General features: G+C 40.9%; 16 protein-coding genes. 8 read left to right on the plus strand and 8 right to left on the minus strand.

What is annotated here, in order from left to right; genetic code table 11:
- Positions 1-36: 36 nt before the first annotated feature.
- The gene (locus AC3KZC_RS13550) at positions 37-1,362 is read right to left on the minus strand and encodes an SO_0444 family Cu/Zn efflux transporter (protein ID WP_490577095.1); all 1,326 of its coding nucleotides are present in this window, start codon (positions 1,360-1,362) and stop codon (positions 37-39) included.
- Positions 1,343-1,759 (minus strand): Zn(2+)-responsive transcriptional regulator, encoded by a 417-nt coding sequence (gene zntR, locus AC3KZC_RS13555; RefSeq protein WP_490577094.1) that lies wholly within the window; start codon positions 1,757-1,759, stop codon positions 1,343-1,345. Before zntR ends, AC3KZC_RS13550 begins: the two co-directional genes overlap by 20 nt.
- 126 nt (positions 1,760-1,885) lie before the next feature.
- Here zntR and AC3KZC_RS13560 point away from each other — a divergent pair, with 126 nt between their 5' ends.
- Positions 1,886-2,833, plus strand: a complete 948-nt coding sequence (locus AC3KZC_RS13560; RefSeq protein ID WP_490577093.1) for a D-2-hydroxyacid dehydrogenase — start codon at positions 1,886-1,888, stop codon at positions 2,831-2,833.
- Between the two features lie 68 nt (positions 2,834-2,901).
- Here the strand turns inward: AC3KZC_RS13560 and AC3KZC_RS13565 are convergent, their stop codons facing one another.
- Entirely contained in the window at positions 2,902-3,756 is an 855-nt protein-coding gene (locus tag AC3KZC_RS13565; RefSeq protein ID WP_490577092.1) for a kinase, read from the minus strand.
- Positions 3,757-3,860: 104 nt separating this feature from the next.
- Between AC3KZC_RS13565 and AC3KZC_RS13570 the strand changes: the two genes are divergently transcribed.
- The 4 genes from AC3KZC_RS13570 to AC3KZC_RS13585 all read left to right on the plus strand — a co-directional run bounded on the left by AC3KZC_RS13570 (position 3,861) and on the right by AC3KZC_RS13585 (position 9,152).
- Positions 3,861-5,648, plus strand: coding sequence for a DUF885 domain-containing protein (locus AC3KZC_RS13570; RefSeq protein ID WP_490577091.1), 1,788 nt, complete (start codon positions 3,861-3,863; stop codon positions 5,646-5,648).
- A gap of 103 nt (positions 5,649-5,751) precedes the next feature.
- The gene (locus tag AC3KZC_RS13575) at positions 5,752-6,573 is read left to right on the plus strand and encodes an MBL fold metallo-hydrolase (protein ID WP_490577090.1); all 822 of its coding nucleotides are present in this window, start codon (positions 5,752-5,754) and stop codon (positions 6,571-6,573) included.
- A 64-nt stretch (positions 6,574-6,637) separates the two neighbouring features.
- A complete protein-coding gene (locus tag AC3KZC_RS13580) occupies positions 6,638-8,224 on the plus strand; it encodes an HD domain-containing phosphohydrolase (RefSeq protein ID WP_490577089.1) in 1,587 nt (528 codons plus the stop codon).
- Entirely contained in the window at positions 8,181-9,152 is a 972-nt protein-coding gene (locus tag AC3KZC_RS13585) for a hypothetical protein (RefSeq protein ID WP_490577088.1), read from the plus strand. The genes AC3KZC_RS13580 and AC3KZC_RS13585 overlap by 44 nt, the downstream gene beginning before the upstream one ends.
- On the opposite strand, the gene AC3KZC_RS13590 is transcribed toward AC3KZC_RS13585, so the two are convergent.
- Together AC3KZC_RS13590 and AC3KZC_RS13595 are read right to left on the minus strand one after the other, a co-directional pair.
- The gene (locus AC3KZC_RS13590) at positions 9,149-10,096 is read right to left on the minus strand and encodes a diguanylate cyclase (protein WP_490577087.1); all 948 of its coding nucleotides are present in this window, start codon (positions 10,094-10,096) and stop codon (positions 9,149-9,151) included. The genes AC3KZC_RS13585 and AC3KZC_RS13590 overlap by 4 nt on opposite strands.
- Before the next feature lie 156 nt (positions 10,097-10,252).
- Positions 10,253-11,650 (minus strand): PhoH family protein, encoded by a 1,398-nt coding sequence (locus AC3KZC_RS13595; protein WP_490577086.1) that lies wholly within the window; start codon positions 11,648-11,650, stop codon positions 10,253-10,255.
- A gap of 245 nt (positions 11,651-11,895) precedes the next feature.
- On the opposite strand from AC3KZC_RS13595, the gene rapA reads away from it, so the two are divergent.
- From rapA to AC3KZC_RS13610, 3 genes are all read left to right on the plus strand, one after another.
- The gene (gene rapA, locus AC3KZC_RS13600; RefSeq protein ID WP_490577085.1) at positions 11,896-14,790 is read left to right on the plus strand and encodes an RNA polymerase-associated protein RapA; all 2,895 of its coding nucleotides are present in this window, start codon (positions 11,896-11,898) and stop codon (positions 14,788-14,790) included.
- A gap of 42 nt (positions 14,791-14,832) precedes the next feature.
- On the plus strand, positions 14,833-15,486 hold the full coding sequence (gene rluA, locus AC3KZC_RS13605) for a bifunctional tRNA pseudouridine(32) synthase/23S rRNA pseudouridine(746) synthase RluA (RefSeq protein WP_490577084.1): 654 nt from the start codon (positions 14,833-14,835) through the stop codon (positions 15,484-15,486).
- Positions 15,487-15,588: 102 nt separating this feature from the next.
- Positions 15,589-16,422: a DUF3530 family protein gene (locus AC3KZC_RS13610; RefSeq protein WP_490577083.1), complete on the plus strand. Its 834-nt coding sequence runs from the start codon at positions 15,589-15,591 to the stop codon at positions 16,420-16,422.
- Positions 16,423-16,434: 12 nt separating this feature from the next.
- Here the strand turns inward: AC3KZC_RS13610 and djlA are convergent, their stop codons facing one another.
- From djlA to AC3KZC_RS13625, 3 genes are read right to left on the minus strand one after another with little or no spacing between them, the layout of a single operon-like run.
- Positions 16,435-17,277 carry a co-chaperone DjlA gene (gene djlA / locus AC3KZC_RS13615; protein WP_490577082.1) on the minus strand — a complete coding sequence of 281 codons (843 nt, stop codon included), beginning with the start codon at positions 17,275-17,277 and terminating at the stop codon, positions 16,435-16,437.
- Positions 17,267-17,947, minus strand: a complete 681-nt coding sequence (gene murU, locus AC3KZC_RS13620; RefSeq protein ID WP_490577081.1) for an N-acetylmuramate alpha-1-phosphate uridylyltransferase MurU — start codon at positions 17,945-17,947, stop codon at positions 17,267-17,269. The genes djlA and murU overlap by 11 nt, the downstream gene beginning before the upstream one ends.
- Entirely contained in the window at positions 17,944-18,933 is a 990-nt protein-coding gene (locus tag AC3KZC_RS13625; protein WP_490577080.1) for an aminoglycoside phosphotransferase family protein, read from the minus strand. The genes murU and AC3KZC_RS13625 overlap by 4 nt, the downstream gene beginning before the upstream one ends.
- Positions 18,934-19,000 lie beyond the last annotated feature (67 nt).

Genomic DNA, 19,000 nt, shown 5'->3' on the forward strand with positions numbered 1-19,000 from the left:
GCACTTATATAAGGAGTGCGTTTATTTTTTATTTCATTACATTGATGGTTTAAAAGTGCTTTTTAGCCATATAGCCAATAATCGGACTAACAATCCCGCAAGTAAGAAAGCAGCGCCAAACTCTAACCAATAAGGCAGCACTTCATGGCCATGTGTTATGGTTGGCGCCACCACAAAGCCATATTCGGCAACTAAATAATCGGTTAAATAGCCAAATACCAGCGCCATACCAATGACCCCAGTTAAATAAGCAGCTAAAGCGCGCTTGCCCAACTCTTTGCCGACCACACCTAAGGTTGCAATGTTAGTCGCAGGGCCTGCGAGCATAAACACTAAAACCGCACCCGGTGATACTCCTGATAACAACAAACCCGCAGCAATAGGGGTTGATGCTGTCGCGCAGATATACATAGGAATACTGACTAACACCATGACTGTCATTGCAAGTAGGCCTGTGCCCCACTGCGCTAAAAACCCTTCGGGGACATAGGTTTGAATTAGTGCCGCAAAAAACAATCCGATCAGTAACCACACCGCAGTATCTTGCAATAATTTAGTGGCACTAAAATGAAATGCCTGTTTCAGCTTTGCCCATTGAGACTCTTTTTGTACTGCCTCACCGGTGTTACAACAACTTGATTGTTGAGTTTCAGGCTCTACTTCGCTCACCATAGGTTCGTTTTGGCTTACGCAGCAGCTGGTTTTTTTAGGCTTTACATCGGTTTTAGGGGCGCAGCAGCTGTTAACTTCTGTTGTCGATAATGCCTCCTGCTTACTTGTCGATGCGCAGCAGCTTGATTGTTTTGTTTTCGCTTCCGTTTCAGGTTCAACTATAGCGACTATTTTCGCACTGCGACTACCACAGCAACTCGCAGCTTTAGGCTGCTGTTCGCTTTTAGGTGCGCAGCAAGCAGTTGTCTCGTTGTGGCTATGTGAATGCTCAGGATTGTGTGGCGCTTGTTTGCTCTCTTTGCCTACCAGTAAACCTGCTGTGATTGCACTGGCAACGGCAGCAATTGGGCGAATAACCGCCATAAAAGGGCCGAGTAAAACATACGATACCGAAATTGAATCAATGCCCGTTTCAGGTGTTGACACTAAAAAGGCTGTGGTGGCACTTTTTGACGCGCCAGCGCGGCGAAGCCCAATTGCAGCAGGGATCACCCCACAAGAACACAGGGGCATAGGCGCACCAATGAGTGCCGCTTTTACCGTAGTCCAAAACCCTTCTTTACCTAAATGCTTATTCAAAAAGTCTTTGGGTAAATATACATTCAACAGAGCGGCAATAAATAAACCAAGCAACAGCCACGGTGCCGACACCATAAACAGTTGCCAAAAATTAGTTAAGAGTGTCGTCATCAACATTCTCCAAAGCAGATAAAATTGAACAATGCTGGGCTGACTCTTGCCCACCACAGCATGAAGTGTGTAATAGTTTTAAAGATTGATGAAACCGCTCAAGCTCTGCAATTTTAGCTGCAACTTCAGCCATTTTATCAGCAGTGAATGCTTTTATTTCGCCGCAGCTGTAATTTTCTTTTTCAACTTTAATCGCCAATAACTCTTTGATTTCATTTAACGTAAAACCCACGCTTTTAGCCCTGAGCACAAACTCAAGCTGCTTTACGCTACCAGCATCATAAATTCGATAACCCGACTGAGTTCTACCACTTGCGGTTAACAATTGATTTTTTTCATAATAACGCAGCGTATCTGTTGATACAGCCAATTGTTTTGCGAGTTCACCTATTTGCATGTTCAGCACTCCTTTTCGAATAACAACTTGCTTTCAAAAACAACCTACCGCCAAAGTATTTGAGCTGAGTATAAAGCTTAGAGTAAACTCCAAGGTCAATAGTTTCTACGAAAAAACTTAAATAAAATGAAAATTGTAATTTTGGATCACGCAACCCTCACTACAGGCGATATCGCCCCCATAAAAACCTTAGCAAGCAGCTTAACGTGCTACGAACATACCAGTGCAAATGATGTATTAGCACGTTGCCAACAAGCCGATGTGGTTATCACCAATAAAGTTTTATTAACAAAAGAAACACTGACCCAACTGCCAAATTTAAAACTGATCTGTATTGCAGCAACCGGCACTAACAATGTTGATTTAGAGGCAGCTAAAATAAGCGGGATTGCCGTGTGTAATGTTGCGGGGTACTCAACTGCAAGCGTGGTGCAGCATAGTTTTAGTTTATTGTTCAACCTGCTTGGCAATACGCATCGTTATATTCAAGATTGCCAACAAGGCCTATGGCAAAAAAGTCAGCATTTTTGTTTGCTCGACCATCCTATTGATGAAGTGGCAGGTAAAACTATTGCCATTATTGGTTATGGAGAGCTCGGTAAAGCCATGAGCCAAGTAGCCAATGCATTTGGCATGAAGGTGCTCATTAGCGAACGTAAAAATCACACGCCAAGACATGGCCGAGTCGCGTTTACTGACGCCTTACAACAAGCCGATATTATATCTTTGCACTGCCCCCTTACAGCTGAGACCAAAAACCTGATTGACCAAGCTGAATTTGCACTCATAAAACCAACAGCTGTGTTATTAAATACCGCACGAGGTGGCATTGTGAACGAGCAAGCCTTATTTAATGCATTAACACAGCAACAAATTGCAGGCGCTGCTGTCGATGTATTAAGCCAAGAACCCGCTCAACAAGATAACCCACTAGTTAGCTACACAAAGCCAAATCTACTGCTAACCCCTCACATTGCGTGGGCCAGTCAGCAATCTGTCAGCCGACTATTGGCGCAAATTGCCCTTAATATCAATGCATTCATTCAAGGTAAAGCGCGAAATAGAGTCGCTTAACCCCCTCAAAAGCACCCAATAACTCAAAAACATTATTGTGTTTCATCCTAGGCGCAATAATGTTTTTGTTATATTAATTTCAACTGGTGATTAGGTAATACCTCAACAATAATATCCGATTTAGGCGGTAAACAAATTAAGGCATAACGCGTTAAACGCTCAAAATATGCAATAAAATCTTCTACTTGCTCATCACTTAAGCCACTCCCAGTTTTAGCAATTAATTTATGCTCTTGCTTTTTTCGCCATGCTAATACATGACTAAAGTCACTCATTTTTAGATACACTAAGTGCTCAAACAGAGTAAATAAGTCTTGATATTCTGCCGCTAAATGCTGATTAACGAGCTGGCGAAAACGGCCATCGACGTCACATGTTTGTTCAAAATAGTTAATTGGCCTTAGCAAATTTGTGGCAGGCTCAGGACAAAGCCCTACGCACCAGCCTTCAAAAATCACAATATCTTGTGGCTGATCAACAGATTGCCAAAGGTCTTGGCTAAACACAGTATCTTGGCTTTTATCAAAGCGAGGGAGCAAACATGGTTGCTTGGCCAAAAGAGTGCGAACATCAGAAATTGCTTGAGTTATATCATGCGTCCCCGGAACTCCACGGGTACAAAATAACGGATGGTATTGCTTGGCAACATCTGCACGCTGCTTGGGCGAGTAATAATAATCATCTAGCGATAAAACAACTGTTTTAAGCTGTTCGACCGACTTAAAATACTCAACTAAATAAGCGCTTAGAGTCGATTTCCCCGAGCCTTGCGCACCGTTAATAGCCAACAGCCAAGGCCCTTGCAAAGATCGTTGCCGATATAATTCGACAATACGCCTCACTATCGGCGCTACTTGGCAAAGATAGGTCGAATCTAGCTGATGCTCATTTAAAAAGTCTGATTGCCATGAAGTGATCGTCAATCTTAGTTACTCGTCTTAATTTGTTGCTAATACAAAGAAATAGCCTTTTTAATTTAGCCAAAATACCTTATAACTGGGTACCGTTTTTTACTCGAACCCTTGTTATGAATTCACGTATTTTAAAAAAAACCGCCTTGGCAGTATCGTTAGCTGCAGCTTTAAGTTTAACCGGCTGTCAAAAAGAACCTAACATAGCAACTCCAACCATTTCAGCTGAGCAAGTACAACAAAACTTTGCTGATTATTCAACGCAATTTATTGAACGCTTGTGGCAAGAAAACCCAGAATGGTCTTTATGGGTCGGTTATGGCAAATACGACCATATTTTAACAATCCCCGATGATGCCAGCCGCACAAAAAGCCTTGCATCAACAAAAACAGAGTTAGAAAACTTAGCAAAATTTGATGTTGAACAGCTCAACCAAAACCAAAAAACTGATTATTACTTAATTAAAAATATGCTCGATAAAAACATTTGGGAGCATACAAAATTTAAAAGCTGGCAATGGAACCCTTCAAACTACAACGTAGCTGGTGCATTTGCCAAAATTATTAACAGCCGCCTTGAAGCTGAAGACAGCAAACTACAAAAAGTATTACAACGAATGGAAAACGTGCCCGCATATTACCTAGCAGCACAAAAAAATATCGATACACCTACGCTTGAGTTTACTCAGCTTGCCATCTCACAAAACCAAGGCGCATTCTCAGTTTTTTCTGATGATTTATTAGCTCGTGCGCAAAAGTCAGGTTTAAGCGAGAACGATAAAGCCCTATTCACTGAGCGTTTTAATGCCACAAAACAAGCGGTTCAAGGTTATATCGACTTTTTAACCGAACTTGAAAAAGAACTCGTGGCAAACAATTCAGCTCGCTCATTTAGAATTGGCGAAGCCTTATATGAAGAAAAATTCGCATTTGACATTCAATCGGGCTATACCGCCAAGCAAATGTATCAAAAAGCGCAAGAAGACAAAGCTCGCGTAACACAAGAAATGGTACAAATCACCACGCAATTGTGGCCAAAATATTTTGCAGACCAAACCATGCCAAGCGATAGCAATCAAGCAATTGCAACGCTGATTAACCATTTAGCAGTAAAGCATGTTTCTGCTGAAGAGTTTGTGCCAGAAATTAAACGCCAAATTCCTGTGCTTGATAAATTTGTTCGTGAAAAAGACTTACTGACTTTAGATGCCGATAAACCTTTAGTGGTGCGCGAAACACCTGATTATATGCGCGGTTTTGCCGGCGCATCCATCAGTGCACCTGGTCCATACGATAGCAAAGAAAATACCTACTACAACGTAACCCCTCTTGATGGCATGAGCGCTGAACAAGCTGAGTCTTATTTAAAAGAGTACAACCATTGGATATTACAAATTCTCAATATCCATGAGGCTATTCCGGGGCATTATGCTCAATTAGTTTATGCTAACCAGTCACCTTCTTTAATTAAAAGTATTTTAGGCAATGGCGCCATGATTGAAGGCTGGGCAGTTTACACTGAGCGCATGATGCTTGAAGAAGGCTATGGTGATTTTGAACCTGAAATGTGGCTCATGTACTACAAATGGAATTTACGTGTTATTTGTAACACCATTTTAGACTACAGCATTCAAGTGCTTAATATGAGTAAAGAAGACGGCCTTGATTTACTGATGAATGGCGCATTTCAAGAGCGCACAGAAGCCGAAGGTAAATGGCGCCGCGCCACGTTAAGCCAAGTTCAACTTACCAGCTACTTTAGTGGCTATCGTGAAATTTATGACTTTAGAGAAACGCAAAAGCAAAAACTAGGCAATGATTTTAGTTTAAAAGCATTCCATGAAACGTTTTTAAGTTTTGGCAGCTCGCCTGTTAAGTATATCAAACCATTAATGGACAAATAGGCCATTTTTCACTATAAAACAAGAAGGCTAAGCCTTCTTGTTTTCTTTAAGCTCAATGACTTAGCCTCCTGATTTCATTTATATAATGACAAGCGAAGCGATAATGAAAGTAACCTTTTATGGTACCCGAGGCTCCATCCCCACCCCAGGCCCTGATACAGTGATTTTTGGTGGTAATACAGCCTGTGTGTTGCTCGAAGCCAATAATAATAAACTCATACTTGATTCTGGCACGGGTATTCGTTTACTGGGCGAACGTTTAGCAAAAGAAACTCAACCCATTCATATTTTGTTGAGTCACAATCATTGGGATCATATTCAAGGATTTCCTTTTTTTATTCCCGCTTACCAACCCAATCGCAATATTCATATCTACAGCGCCCCCACTGAACCGATGCAACCTAAAGCCATTTTAGAACAAATGGACAAAAGCTTTTTTCCAGTGCCCGCCAATAAATTAAGTGCCAAAATTACGGTCCATTCGTTAAGTGAAGAAGTCGCAAGACTGAACATTGTAGGGTTTGAGGTGCTTACAAAACCCATCAACCATCCCAATGGCGGCTTTGCCTATAAAATTAGTTGTGGCAACAAAACAATCGCGTATGTCACCGACAACGAACTCTATTCAACCGATAATTTAAAAACTACGTTAACACAGTGGTGTGATTTTTTGGCCGGTGTTGATTTATTAATTCACGATGCACAATACACCGACAGCGAAATGCCGTCGAAACTTGGTTGGGGTCATTCATCAATCGACCAAGCAATCGCCTTAGGACAAGCGGCTAAAGTGAAAAAGCTATTACTTTATAGTCACTCACCTGAACGATTAGACAGTCAATTATTAGACATTCTTGCAGCGTACGATCAAAACCAACCTATGCGTTTTGATATCGCAAAAGAAGGTCAGGAAATAATACTATGATTGTTCGCCTTACCTGCATCATTACAGCTATGCTCATTACTTATGGATTGAATAAGGCGCGAACATGCCGTTACTGAATAATGACGATGCCTTAAAAGAATTACTGGCACTTAGCTATCGCTTATCAACGGAAAAAAACACCACTAAGCTGCTGGAGGATATTTTGTGTAGTGCAAAAGCACTCACCCATGCTGATGGCGGAACCATTTATTCAATTACCAACGACCACGAACTTAAATTTGAAACCCTGATAAATGACTCTCTTAGGTTATACATGGGCGGCACATCGAGCACCCCTATTCCTTTTAACAATATCCCGATTTATATCAACAATGAAATCAATAAAAACGCACTTGTTGCACTCGCTGCCGCCACTCAAAAACCCATTATTATTGAAGATGCGTACCAAGCCTGCTCTCACGATTTGAGCGGTGCAAGGGCGATGGACCAAAAAACAGGTTATCGGACAAAATCGGTCCTCACGGTGCCAATGCAAAATCATGAAGGTGAAATAAATGGCGTATTACAACTGATTAATGCCCAAGAAAATGGCCAAATTGTCCCCTTCAACCAACAAGAAATTGATTTGGTACTCTCAATGACATCACTAGCCGCGGTAGCGCTCACCAATAAGCAGTTAATTAGTGAAATGGAAGTCTTGTTTGAGTCATTAGCCAAAGTCATCGCCCGCGCTATTGATGAAAAATCCCCCTATACCGGAGGCCATTGCCGCCGAGTCCCTGAACTAACGATGATGCTAGCCCATGCTGTTAACAATACAAAAGTAGGACCTTTGGCTCAATTTGAACTCACTGAGCAAGAACAAAATGCACTTAACATCGCAGGCTGGTTACATGATTGCGGTAAAATAGCCACTCCAGAATATGTGATGGACAAAGCCACCAAGCTGCAAACTATTTTTGACCGCATTGAGTACATTGATGCAAAACTTGAAATTTACGCTCAACAGCGCGAACTAACAGCACTCAAAAACCCTGAACTTAAAATTGATTTACATGCTGAATTGCAACAATTAGCCAACGACAGGGCTTTTTTACGCACAACAAACTTAGGGGGAGAGTTTTTACCCGATGAGAGTGTAGAGCGCATAAAACAATTAGCAGAAAAATACCGCATAACTATTAATGGCGTTGAACAATCAGTATTTACTGATGATGAATTAGAGTGCTTGAAAATTCAGCGTGGCACTTTAACGCCAGCCGAGCGCACAATTATTAATCATCACATTGATGTTACGGTGATGATGCTCGATTCTCTGCCATTTCCAAAACACCTTAAAAATGTGCCTGAATACGCCTGTGGCCACCATGAAAAAATGGATGGCAGTGGTTACCCCAAAGGACTCACCAAAGAGCAAATGTCGGCCCCAGCTCGAATGATGGCGATTGCCGATATTTTTGAAGCTCTTACCGCATCAGATCGTCCCTACAAACCAGGAAAAAGCTTAACTGAATGCCTAAAAATAATGGGGTTTATGGCCAAAGATAGTCATATAGATGCAGACTTGTTCAATATATTTATAAAGGAAAAAGTATATTTAAAATACGCTGAAAAGTTCGTTCCTAATATAGCCAAAGAAACAATCAATGAATCTCAAATACCTTTTTATATACCGCCTTACAGTTCATAAAAAGCTATTATTGGGGGCGCTATTACTTATAAGTGCCTCATCGGTAGCTGCCTTAGAACGAACACAAAAAATATACGACACTTATACAGCCTATAATTATCAATGGCTGGATACAAATAAACAACCACAAAACTTATCCTTTAAACTCGATAATCAATTACTGCGTAACGCCAACCGTCGATTTAAACGCTATGAACCAAACGTAATACTAAACAATGTTTACCAAGCGCTCCTTGATAAAGCAAGCACATACAATCCAAGAGAAGTAAAAATCAAATTTAAGAAAAACTATAATAAAGTAACTTACACAATTAAAACTGACCAACCCGAACTGACCAATAAAATACGCTTAGAATTAATACAAGTCGAACAAGATGCACGCAAAGTACAGCTCAACGATTTAAGCTTTATTGCATTTGATAGCCCTTGGTTTGGCAAAAGAATTAAGGTAGATCACCTTCAGTTCGCTAAAAAAGCTATCGCCCATGTAACGCCTATAGCCGAGGCAATTAAAAGTCAGTTTCAAAACAATCGTCCTCGCGATGTGATCAATTTTACGCTCAATTGGGTGCAGTCAATTCCATACCAAGTGCTAGAAGATAGAAAAACATCAGATGGTTCGGGATTTAATTCACCGTTAAAAGTGATCAGTGGAAATGGTGGTGATTGCGATAGTAAAATGGTGTTATTAGGGGCTATTTTAAAAAATATTTATCCCGGTTTGAGTATAGCTTTTATTTATTTACCCGAGCACGCATTAATTGGCTTTGAACTCCCCACCCTTAGAAGTGATGAATATACCGTAATTAATGGATCACATTATTTATTAGCCGAGCCAGTTGGGCCTGCGCTTATCCCTTTGGCAAAGATAGCTCCAAGTTCAGCGCAATACGTAAACATGCAAAGTTATTACCACGAGCTTTTTTAATTGATCCGCTTTGCTGCTTTGACTTGATTTCGCCCCGCATCCTTAGCTTCATACAGGCTCTTATCTGCTTCTTCAATTAAACTTGCTACACTATTTACATCTTTAGACTTTGAACTTGCCACACCAATACTAATGGTGACATAGGGTGCTGTTGTTGAAAACTTATGCGGTATAAGTAAATCATACACTGCTTTTTGTAAGCGCTCTGCTTGCTTAATGGCATCATCTAACGCGCAAGGTGAAAACACCGCAGTAAACTCTTCCCCCCCATAACGCGCAACAAAATCACTGCCTCGCTGGCATAAAGATTTTATTGTTGCAGCAACCATTTTTAAACATTCATCACCAGCTCTGTGGCCATAGTTGTCATTAAATAACTTAAAATGATCGATATCAATCAACAACATCGCCATTTCTTCATTTGAACGTGAAGAGCGGCGCCATTCTTTTGTAATATTATCATCAAAAAAACGACGATTATTTATTTCTGTTAAGCCATCAATTGAAACCAACTTTTCAAGTAAGTCATTTTTTTGTTTTATAGTGAGTTGATTTTTAACGCGAACTAATACTATGGGAGGGCTAAATGGCTTAGTTATATAATCCATTGCGCCCATCTCTAGACCTTTAGCTTCATCAGCATGAGAGTCATTAGCTGAAATAAAAATTACTGGGATAGCTTGCGTATCTGTCGAGCTCTTTAATTGCTTTAATACCTGATAACCATCCATTTTTGGCATTTTGATATCAAGCAAAATTAAATCAACTTGATTCGATACCACAGCATCAAGGGCTTCGTAACCATTACTGGCAGTGATCACACGGTAATGCTTTTGCAAAGTCTGCCTTAAGACCACTAAATTTAAGGGATCGTCGTCAACGACCAAAACTAAAGCACGCTCCATTTGTTCCCCAATATCAGCCATTGTTATAAGTTGCATCATGCCTGTGAAACTTATATTTCAATTAAAAGTTAAGTGACTACTATAAAACTAAATATTAGCAGTACTAAAGTAATAGTTATAAATTTTTCATTATTTAACTATTTACAGACATAGCAAATACCATGCCTGTTTTTATAGTTTGATAAATTTATGGTTTTATAAATTCTCTTCAGCAAAAGCTGCTAAGCGACTACGGACTACCCCATTAAGATTAACATTGGCACTGCCTTCAAAGTTTTTAAAGCGCTCAACCAAGTAAGTTAAACCTGAAGTGACTGGAGTTAAGTAATTACTGTCTATTTGCGCTAAATTACCAGAACAAATAAGTTTTGTACCTTCTCCGCAGCGGGTAATAATAGTTTTTAGCTGTGCTGCGGTTAAATTTTGGCTTTCATCTAAAATAACAATCGCATTTTGAATACTACGCCCTCGCATAAAATTGACCGATTTGAACTGAATATTGGCCTTTTCCATAATATAGTTTCGACTCGATATTGGATTTTGATCACTTTTATGTAAAACCTCAAGAGAATCAGTGATCGCAGCTAACCAAGGAGCCATTTTTTCCTCCTCAGTACCGGGTAAAAAACCAATTGACTCGGCAATTTCTGGGGTATTTCGGGTCACGATCACTTTATCGTAAATACCCTGTTCAATGACTAACTCCAGCGCACAAGCTAACGCTAGCAAGGTTTTACCGCAACCGGCAGGGCCAGTTAAAATAACCAAATCCATATGGGTATCAAGTAATGCATTCATCGCCATCGCTTGATAAATATTCTTTGGTCTGATCCCCCAAGCCATTCGGGACATTAAACGTTCTTGACCTAAATCAAGTAAGGTCACATGCGTGTCGGTAAACGATTCAACTCGAGCAGCAAAATGCCCGGTATCATCAATTAAATACTCATTAACAAACACTTCTCCGATTAAATCTTTGGCAACCGTATGGTGTAATTCTCGCCCTTCTTGATCGCTTTTACATTGGCCAACAGTCTGCCAAAAATCACCCGATAACTTTTTATAACCCAAACTCAGTAGGCTGATATCATCGATTAACTGATCCGTTCGATAATCCTCAACAAACTTAAGCCCTGCCCCTTTGGCTTTTAAGCGCATATTTATGTCTTTAGTTACCAAAACAACTTTGACATTAGGGTGCTGATTTTGTAGATGAACAGCACTATTTATAATGCGGTGATCATTTTCATTGCCAGGTAATCCTGATATTTCTTCAGCAAACAAATGATCGTTTACTATCATTAACTTTCCATTTTGAGCCCGAGTACCGACGCTGGTACTGGGCAGTGCCACCCCTTCAACCATTTGCTCGGGCGTGGCATTGTGTAAAAGGCCCTCTAGCGAGCGAATAGCCACTCGAGCATCACGGCTCACATCTTTTTTACGATCTTTGATGTGATCAAGTTCTTCTAAAACCGTCATGGGAATGATTACGTCGTGCTCTTCAAAAGATAAAAAAGCGAGAGGTTCGTGTAGGAGTACATTAGTATCAAGTACATACATTTTTTTTTCATCAATTCGCATTTTTCCCATAAAATTTATTCCTTCTGTTTTATGATTTTTCTGCTTAACTTCAAGTTTAGTCTATTTCTCGAAAGAGGCGTTTTTATTACAATTTAGTAATAAAAAACCGAGTTAAATGAAAGCCATGGTTACATTTAATTCATAACCCCACTCTCCATAAGATCAGAGACGGTCAGAGAGTAAAAATAACAGGTGAAAGGTGCGCTTATTAGGGGTAACATAGCCGCCTTTTTTCAAAAGGGTCAAGAGAGTCGATGAATTTTTCCTTAGGTCAGCGTTGGATTAGTGATACTGAATCAGATTTAGGGCTAGGTACGGTAGTGGCGGTCGAGGGCCGTAACGTTACGATACTTTTTCCAGCCACCGGCGATAACCGCCTTTATTCCATTCAAGAAGCGCCGGTAACTCGTGTAGTGTTTAATCCAGGGGATAAAATTCGTTCAGTTGACGAGTGGGAACTATTAGTTGATTCGTGCACCGAACAAAATGGTATTTTGTGTTACCACGGCACTCGTGTTGATACTGATGAACCTGCGCAATTAAAAGAGACTTTTTTAGATCATTTTATCAAATTTAACCACCCACAAGACCGTTTATTTGCTGGGCAAATTGACCGTTTTGAGCGTTTTACTTTACGTTATCAAACTTGGCAATATCAGCATCAAAATCAGCAATCGTCGTTACGCGGTTTAGTCGGCCCTCGTGCCAGCTTAATTCCACATCAGCTTTATATTGCAGAAGAAGTAGGTAAACGCTTTGCACCGCGCGTTTTATTATCTGACGAAGTAGGCTTAGGTAAAACCATTGAAGCGGGCATGATCATTCACCAACAGCTATTAAGTGGCCGAGCCAATCGCATTTTAATTGTGGTGCCTGAAAACCTTCAGCATCAATGGTTGGTTGAAATGCTTCGTCGTTTTAACTTAAAGTTTTCAATTTTCGATGAAGAGCGCTGTACCGAAGCGTACGCCGACTCATTTAATCCTTTTGAAACTGAGCAACTTGTTCTTGTCAGCCTTGAATTTATCACTAAGAAAAAAACCTGGTTTGAAAAAGCGACGCTCGCTGATTGGGATTTATTAGTGGTCGATGAAGCGCACCACTTACGTTTTGATAAAAGCAAACCGAGTACTGAATACCTTCGTATCGAAGCACTTAGCCAAGATATTAAAGGCCTTATTTTATTAACAGCAACGCCTGAGCAACTGGGTCATGAAAGCCACTTTGCACGCTTAAAGCTACTTGATCCCGATCGCTTTTATGATTACGACGCCTTTGTTGAAGAAGAAAGCCATTACAAAGAAGTCGCAGATGCCGCCAATCAATTAATGGCCGAGAAAAGCATCACCCCACAAGCGCAAGTAACCCTTGAAGGTTTGTTATCGCACACAAACATTGCCGAGTTATTAACAAAATCCAATCAAGGTGATGAACAAGCACGTAAAGATATTTTATCTCAATTGCTTGATCGCCACGGTACCGGCCGCATTTTATTTAGAAATAGCCGTTCAGGTATTTGTGGCTTCCCAGAGCGAAAGCTCTCTGCCCACCCAATGAAAATGCCAAAACAGTATCAAACAGCCATGTCGGTAATGGGCAATTTAGGTGGCTCACCTAGTGCTGAAAAAAGAGCTTTACGCGCCCTATTCCCTGAGCAAATTTATCAAGAGTTCGAAGGCGGTAGTGCAACGTGGGCAAAATTCGACCCTCGTGTTGATTGGTTAGTTGATAAGTTATTAGAACTTAAACGTGAAAAAGTATTAGTCATTTGTGCCCACGCACATACTGCTTTAACACTTGAGCAAGAGTTACGTGAGCGTGAAGCCATTAAAGCGGCAGTATTTCATGAAGGCATGAGCATCATTGAACGCGACCGCGCTGCCGCATTTTTTGCCAGTGAAGATAATGCAGCCCAAGTATTATTATGCTCAGAAATAGGCTCTGAAGGGCGCAACTTCCAGTTTGCCCATACCTTAGTACTGTTTGATTTACCGCTTAATCCTGACTTACTTGAGCAACGGATCGGCCGTTTAGACCGCATTGGCCAAACCCACGATGTACAAATCCACGTGCCTTATTTTGCCAATACCGCCCAAGAAGTGCTGTATCGCTGGTATCACGAAGGGATCAACGGTTTTGAGCACACATCAAGTACAGGCCAATTACTGTATCAACAATTCTCTGAAGAATTACTCGAACTCATTGCAAGCCATAACTGCGATGAAGATGAGCTCGACCCATTGCTTGAGCAAGTTGAAAAGCAAAACAAAGTGCTTAAAAATAAAATGGAGCAAGGCCGCGACCGTTTGCTAGAGCTGCACTCAAGTGGGCAAGGTCGTGCAGAGCAGCTTGTTGAAGCCATTGCAGCGCGTGATAACGAAACCCACTTAGCCATGTTTATGATCAAGATTTTTGACGTTTTTGGCGTCAATCAAGATGATAAAGGCGAAAATAGCGTTGTACTGCACCCAAGTGAGCACATGTTAGTACCATCATTTCCATGCTTAAAAGACGAAGGCATTACCGTCACCTTTGACCGCGAAACCGCGCTTGCACAAGAAGACATTCACTTTATTTCATGGGATCACCCTATGGTACAAGGCGCGATGGAATTAATTGCCGATGACAACTTTGGTTCAAGTTCCGTAGCCTTACTAAAAAATAAAAAACTCCCAGTGGGTACCTTTTTTGTTGAGCTAATTTATATTGCCGAAGCAACCGCACCTAACTCACTCCAAATTGGTCGTTTTTTACCACCTACACCCATTCGAATTTTACTTGATAAATCGGGTAATAATCTTGCTGCTAATGTCGGCTTTGAAGGGTTTAACCAGCAACTTTCAGCCGTTGGCCGCCAAACAGGCAGCAAGTTAGTGACAGCGCTTCAACCGCAAATTCACACCTTAATCACGACGGCACAAGGCCTAGCAGAGCAACAAATGCAAAGCTTAAAAACGAGTGCACAAACAAATATGGAAGCTGCACTTAGTGATGAAGTATCACGCTTAACCGCACTCAAGCAATGTAATCCAAATATCCGAGAAGAAGAAATTAGGTTCTTTGTGAAGCAACAAACGGCTCTAGCCCAGCATATTGATAAAACCCAACTCAAATTAGACGCTATCCGTTTAATTGTTGTGTCTCACTAAGCATTTCTCTAAAATGGCCGACTTCTAACTAAGAGGTCGGCCTTGTTACTTAATTACTCCCCCCCTATGTCTCCGTATCTTGACATTATTTATCAAGATGAAGACCTTTTGATTTTAAATAAACCTAGTGGCTTACTGACCGTACCGGGTAAAGATCCGTTACATGCCGATTGCCTTGAAAAACGCGCACAACGGGTATTTCCAACGGCAAAAATTGTTCATCGGCTTGATATGGCAACATCCGGCCTTATTTGTTTGGCACTTAATAAAGCTGCCCATAGCCACGTAAGCCGTCAATTTCAAGACCGAAAAACACAAAAGCGTTATATCGCTCGAGTATTTGGCAGGTTAACACCTGAAACAGGCTCAGTTGATTTACCCCTTATTTGTGATTGGCCCAACCGCCCCAAACAAATGGTTAACTTTGAATATGGCAAACCGTCACTCACGCATTGGCAAGTACTCAATTATGAAGAGCATGCCACGCGAGTTGCTCTCACACCGATTACAGGGCGTTCGCATCAACTTAGGGTGCACATGCTCTCGCAAGGTCATGTTATTTTGGGAGATAAGCTTTATGCCCACTCTGAAGCATTTCAAATGGCCAGTCGCTTACAATTACATGCCCAGTGGCTTGCATTAACGCACCCAGTTACAAATCAGGCGCTAGAATTTACTTCGCCCTGCCCTTTTTAGGGCAGCCAAGCTATCGCAGTTGCAGTCACACGCAGATAAAAAACTCAACGTTTTGTTTTTTAGGCCGATAATAAATCATTGTTCAATCAAAGTGGATTGAGTGTGCGATACCTATTGTTATTAATGTGGAGTCTTAATCTTGTCGCGGCTGAGACGCCAGAGATTAAAGCCCCAAACTCACTTGAAAGTATTTTCCAACAAGATCAATTTCATTATTACCGCGGTGATGAAATTAAAATGGTGCTGGCTGGCGAAACGGAATTTACTACGTTATTTCGCGACCGCACCTCGGCAATGGCAAAGGGTATCGTCATTTTAATGCCCGATTGGCACATGCCCGCCAATAATCATTATGGTTTAGACACGCTGCGTAAAACCTTAAATCAATATGGTTGGGTGAGCTATGCCATGAATATCCCTGATCCTATTGACTTTTATCAGCAAGAAATTAAAAACGATGGCACGCTGTTCCATGCACCTGAAGGCGAATTGCTCGATACTGACGCCTTAAATGCATACCAATTACAACTTTTGAGCCGCTTTAAAGCTGTATACCAGACTGCACTCAGCCATCCAGGGTTTGTGATTGTAATTGCACAAGGAGCTACTGCGACATTATTAGTTGATTACTTTAGCAAGACGCCAGAGGAAGAAGTGGATGCGCTCATATTATTAAGTAGCTATTTACCAGACATGGCTAAAAATGAAGGGCTAAACAAAAGCTTTGCTAAAATAAAACCGCCCGTACTGGATATTTTCAGCACTACCGATAGCAGTCTAGTGAAAGAAACGCTCTTACAACGCAAGATCATTGCAACACGTGAACACAAATTAAATTATCGTCAACGCGAGCTATTTAACAGTCAAACAAGCCCGCAGCAGCAAGCTCGTTTAACGAAAGAAATCTATGGATTTTTAACTAAATCAGGCTTGTAGCGAGACAAAAAACTAAGCTGGATTCTTTTTTAAATATTCATAAGCAGCTTGAATATCTTGGCTTTTTCGTTTGGCAACTTCCATTAAATGCTGCGGCAACCCTTGTGATACTAATTTATCAGGATGATGTTGCCCCATTAATTTTCGGTATGCTTTTTTGATGTCAGCTGCTGTTGCATCTTGGCTGACCCCAAGCACTGCAAGTGCTTGTTCTCGATCCATGCCTGAATGCGCAGTACTTGCTTGACGTTGCTGATTATTTTGTTGGCCACGAAATTGCTGACGCTGCTGATTAAATTTAAATTCAGCTTGGTAACGCTTTAGAATAAACGCAAAATGCCTAGTCGAAAACCCCAAAGCTTTTGCTGCTTGCTGTAACAACGCTTTTTCATTGTCAGATAACACACCATCACAGAAAGCCATTTGAATTTGAATTTCTAAAAACAATTGCAGCAAATCATACCGCCCTTTAAAGCGCAGTTTAAATTCTTCAAGTGTCTCTATATAAGCAAAATCATTACTTTTACCGGCACGAAAAGCGTCTTGCGCTTCTTGGCGACTTTCACCTTGCAGCTGCATTTCGTCCATAAACACACCAGCGGCTTTGATATGCGTTTCACTCACACGGCCATTCGACTTTGCAATGTGCCCCATCACTGAAAAACAGGTATAAAAAAATAACGCTTGACGCTCACTTACTTCTTCGTCTTTAAATAACGATTGAAAACCGCCGACTTTGTCAAAGTTTTGCTTGATAGAGCGATCAAACATGTGCCCGAGGTAAAAACCTAAAATGGCTCCGAGCCAACGACCAAACAAAAAGCCAAAAATAGTGCCAATTACCTTACCCCACATCTTGCTGTCCTTGTATTAAATTTAGTTCGGCTAATCGCTCAGGTGTGCCAACATCAATCCACAATCCTAAATAGCGTTCCCCCTGTACTTTTTGCTGCGCCATTTTAGCTCTAAGCAATGGCGCTAAAGGGCGAAAGTCTGCGAGCAAACCAGCAAAAAAATCAGGATGGTACAGCGCAATACCAGCAAAAGTAAAACGAGGTGTGCTATCGGCATCTAAAAAACCTTGGGAAAAAGCAAAATCACCTGTTGGATGATGCGGTGGATTTTCCACTAAAACTAAATGCGCATGCCCGTCATCAAGACGTAATTGAGTTAAACTGCTGAGATCATAATCGGTGAAAATATCCCCATTGATAACGATAAAAGGTGTTTCACCTAATAAAGGTAACGCTTGAATAATACCACCTGCGGTCTCAAGACCATCAGGTACTTCTTGCGAATACTTAATTGTTAAATCCCACTGACTACCATCACCGCAATACTGCTGAATTTTTTCGCCGCACCACGCCAGATTAATAATGACTTCAGTAATTCCTGCTGCGCGTAAACGCTCTAAATGATAAACAATTAAGGGCTTATCTTGCACCATTAACATCGGCTTTGGTTGTTTAGCAGTTAAAGGCATCATACGTTTTCCACGCCCTGCGGCCAAAATCATTGCTTTCATAATACCTCGATTAAATTTGGAATAACGTGATCACTAAGCCAATGTTGCAGCTCTTCAAGTTCTGGATAGTCATTGGCAACCGTCACCACATAGTCTAACGTAGGTAAAATCGCAGGCACATAACCCGCTTTATGATCGCGCAATAATAATCGGCAAAAAATACCTGCGGCTTTTAAATGACGTTGCACTCCCACCAAATCAAACCAACGACGAAATTGCGAAAAAGTAATGTTAGGTAATAAACCTGAATGCTGTAATACCTTAAATCCATAATCGAATGATTGGTTAAATTCATCGGCGCTAAGTTGATGATAACAATCGCGCAATAACGACACCAAATCGTAACTCACAGGCCCAGTCACCGCATCTTGATAATCAATAACAACCCATTGATTTTGGTAATACATTAAATTACGGCTATGGTAATCACGGTGCACAGTGACTTGCGGTTGATTCAACAAATTATCACTTAAAAAAGCGATTGCAGATTGCCACAATGCGTCCTCATCTTGATTAAGACGACGCTTTAATATGCCTTCTACCAGCCACTCTTTAAAAATATTAAGCTCAAAAGCCACAAACTCGACATCGTATTTACGCATTGTGCTGTCTGGCGGCGTTTTTGCTATTAGAGGCAATAAATCAATCAACTGCTGGTAATAAGCAATTTTATGATCCGATGCCAATAAATCAGCTAAATGAACCGAACCCAAATCTTCTAATAAAAAGAAACCGAGCGACTCATCAGACGCCAAAATGGTCGGTAATCGTAACCCTTGAGTACTAAATAGTGTGTTATATACAATAAAAGGATGGTTATTTACCACGTTGGGATTTGAGTCCATCACTATGAAGCTCTTTGCTGCAGTGGTGATGCGATAATATTTTCGAAAGCTTGCATCACCCGTGATAGCAACAAGTTTGCTATCAGCAGGGAAATTTTGCAGGCTTAAAAACGCATTTAAATGGATTTCTCTTTCAGTCATAGGTCACAAAATTACATTTTTTTACTATCATAACAATTTCATTCATTAGAGAAATATTTAAAATTGT

This window comes from Pseudoalteromonas sp. J2K-J031, from assembly GCF_058197095.2.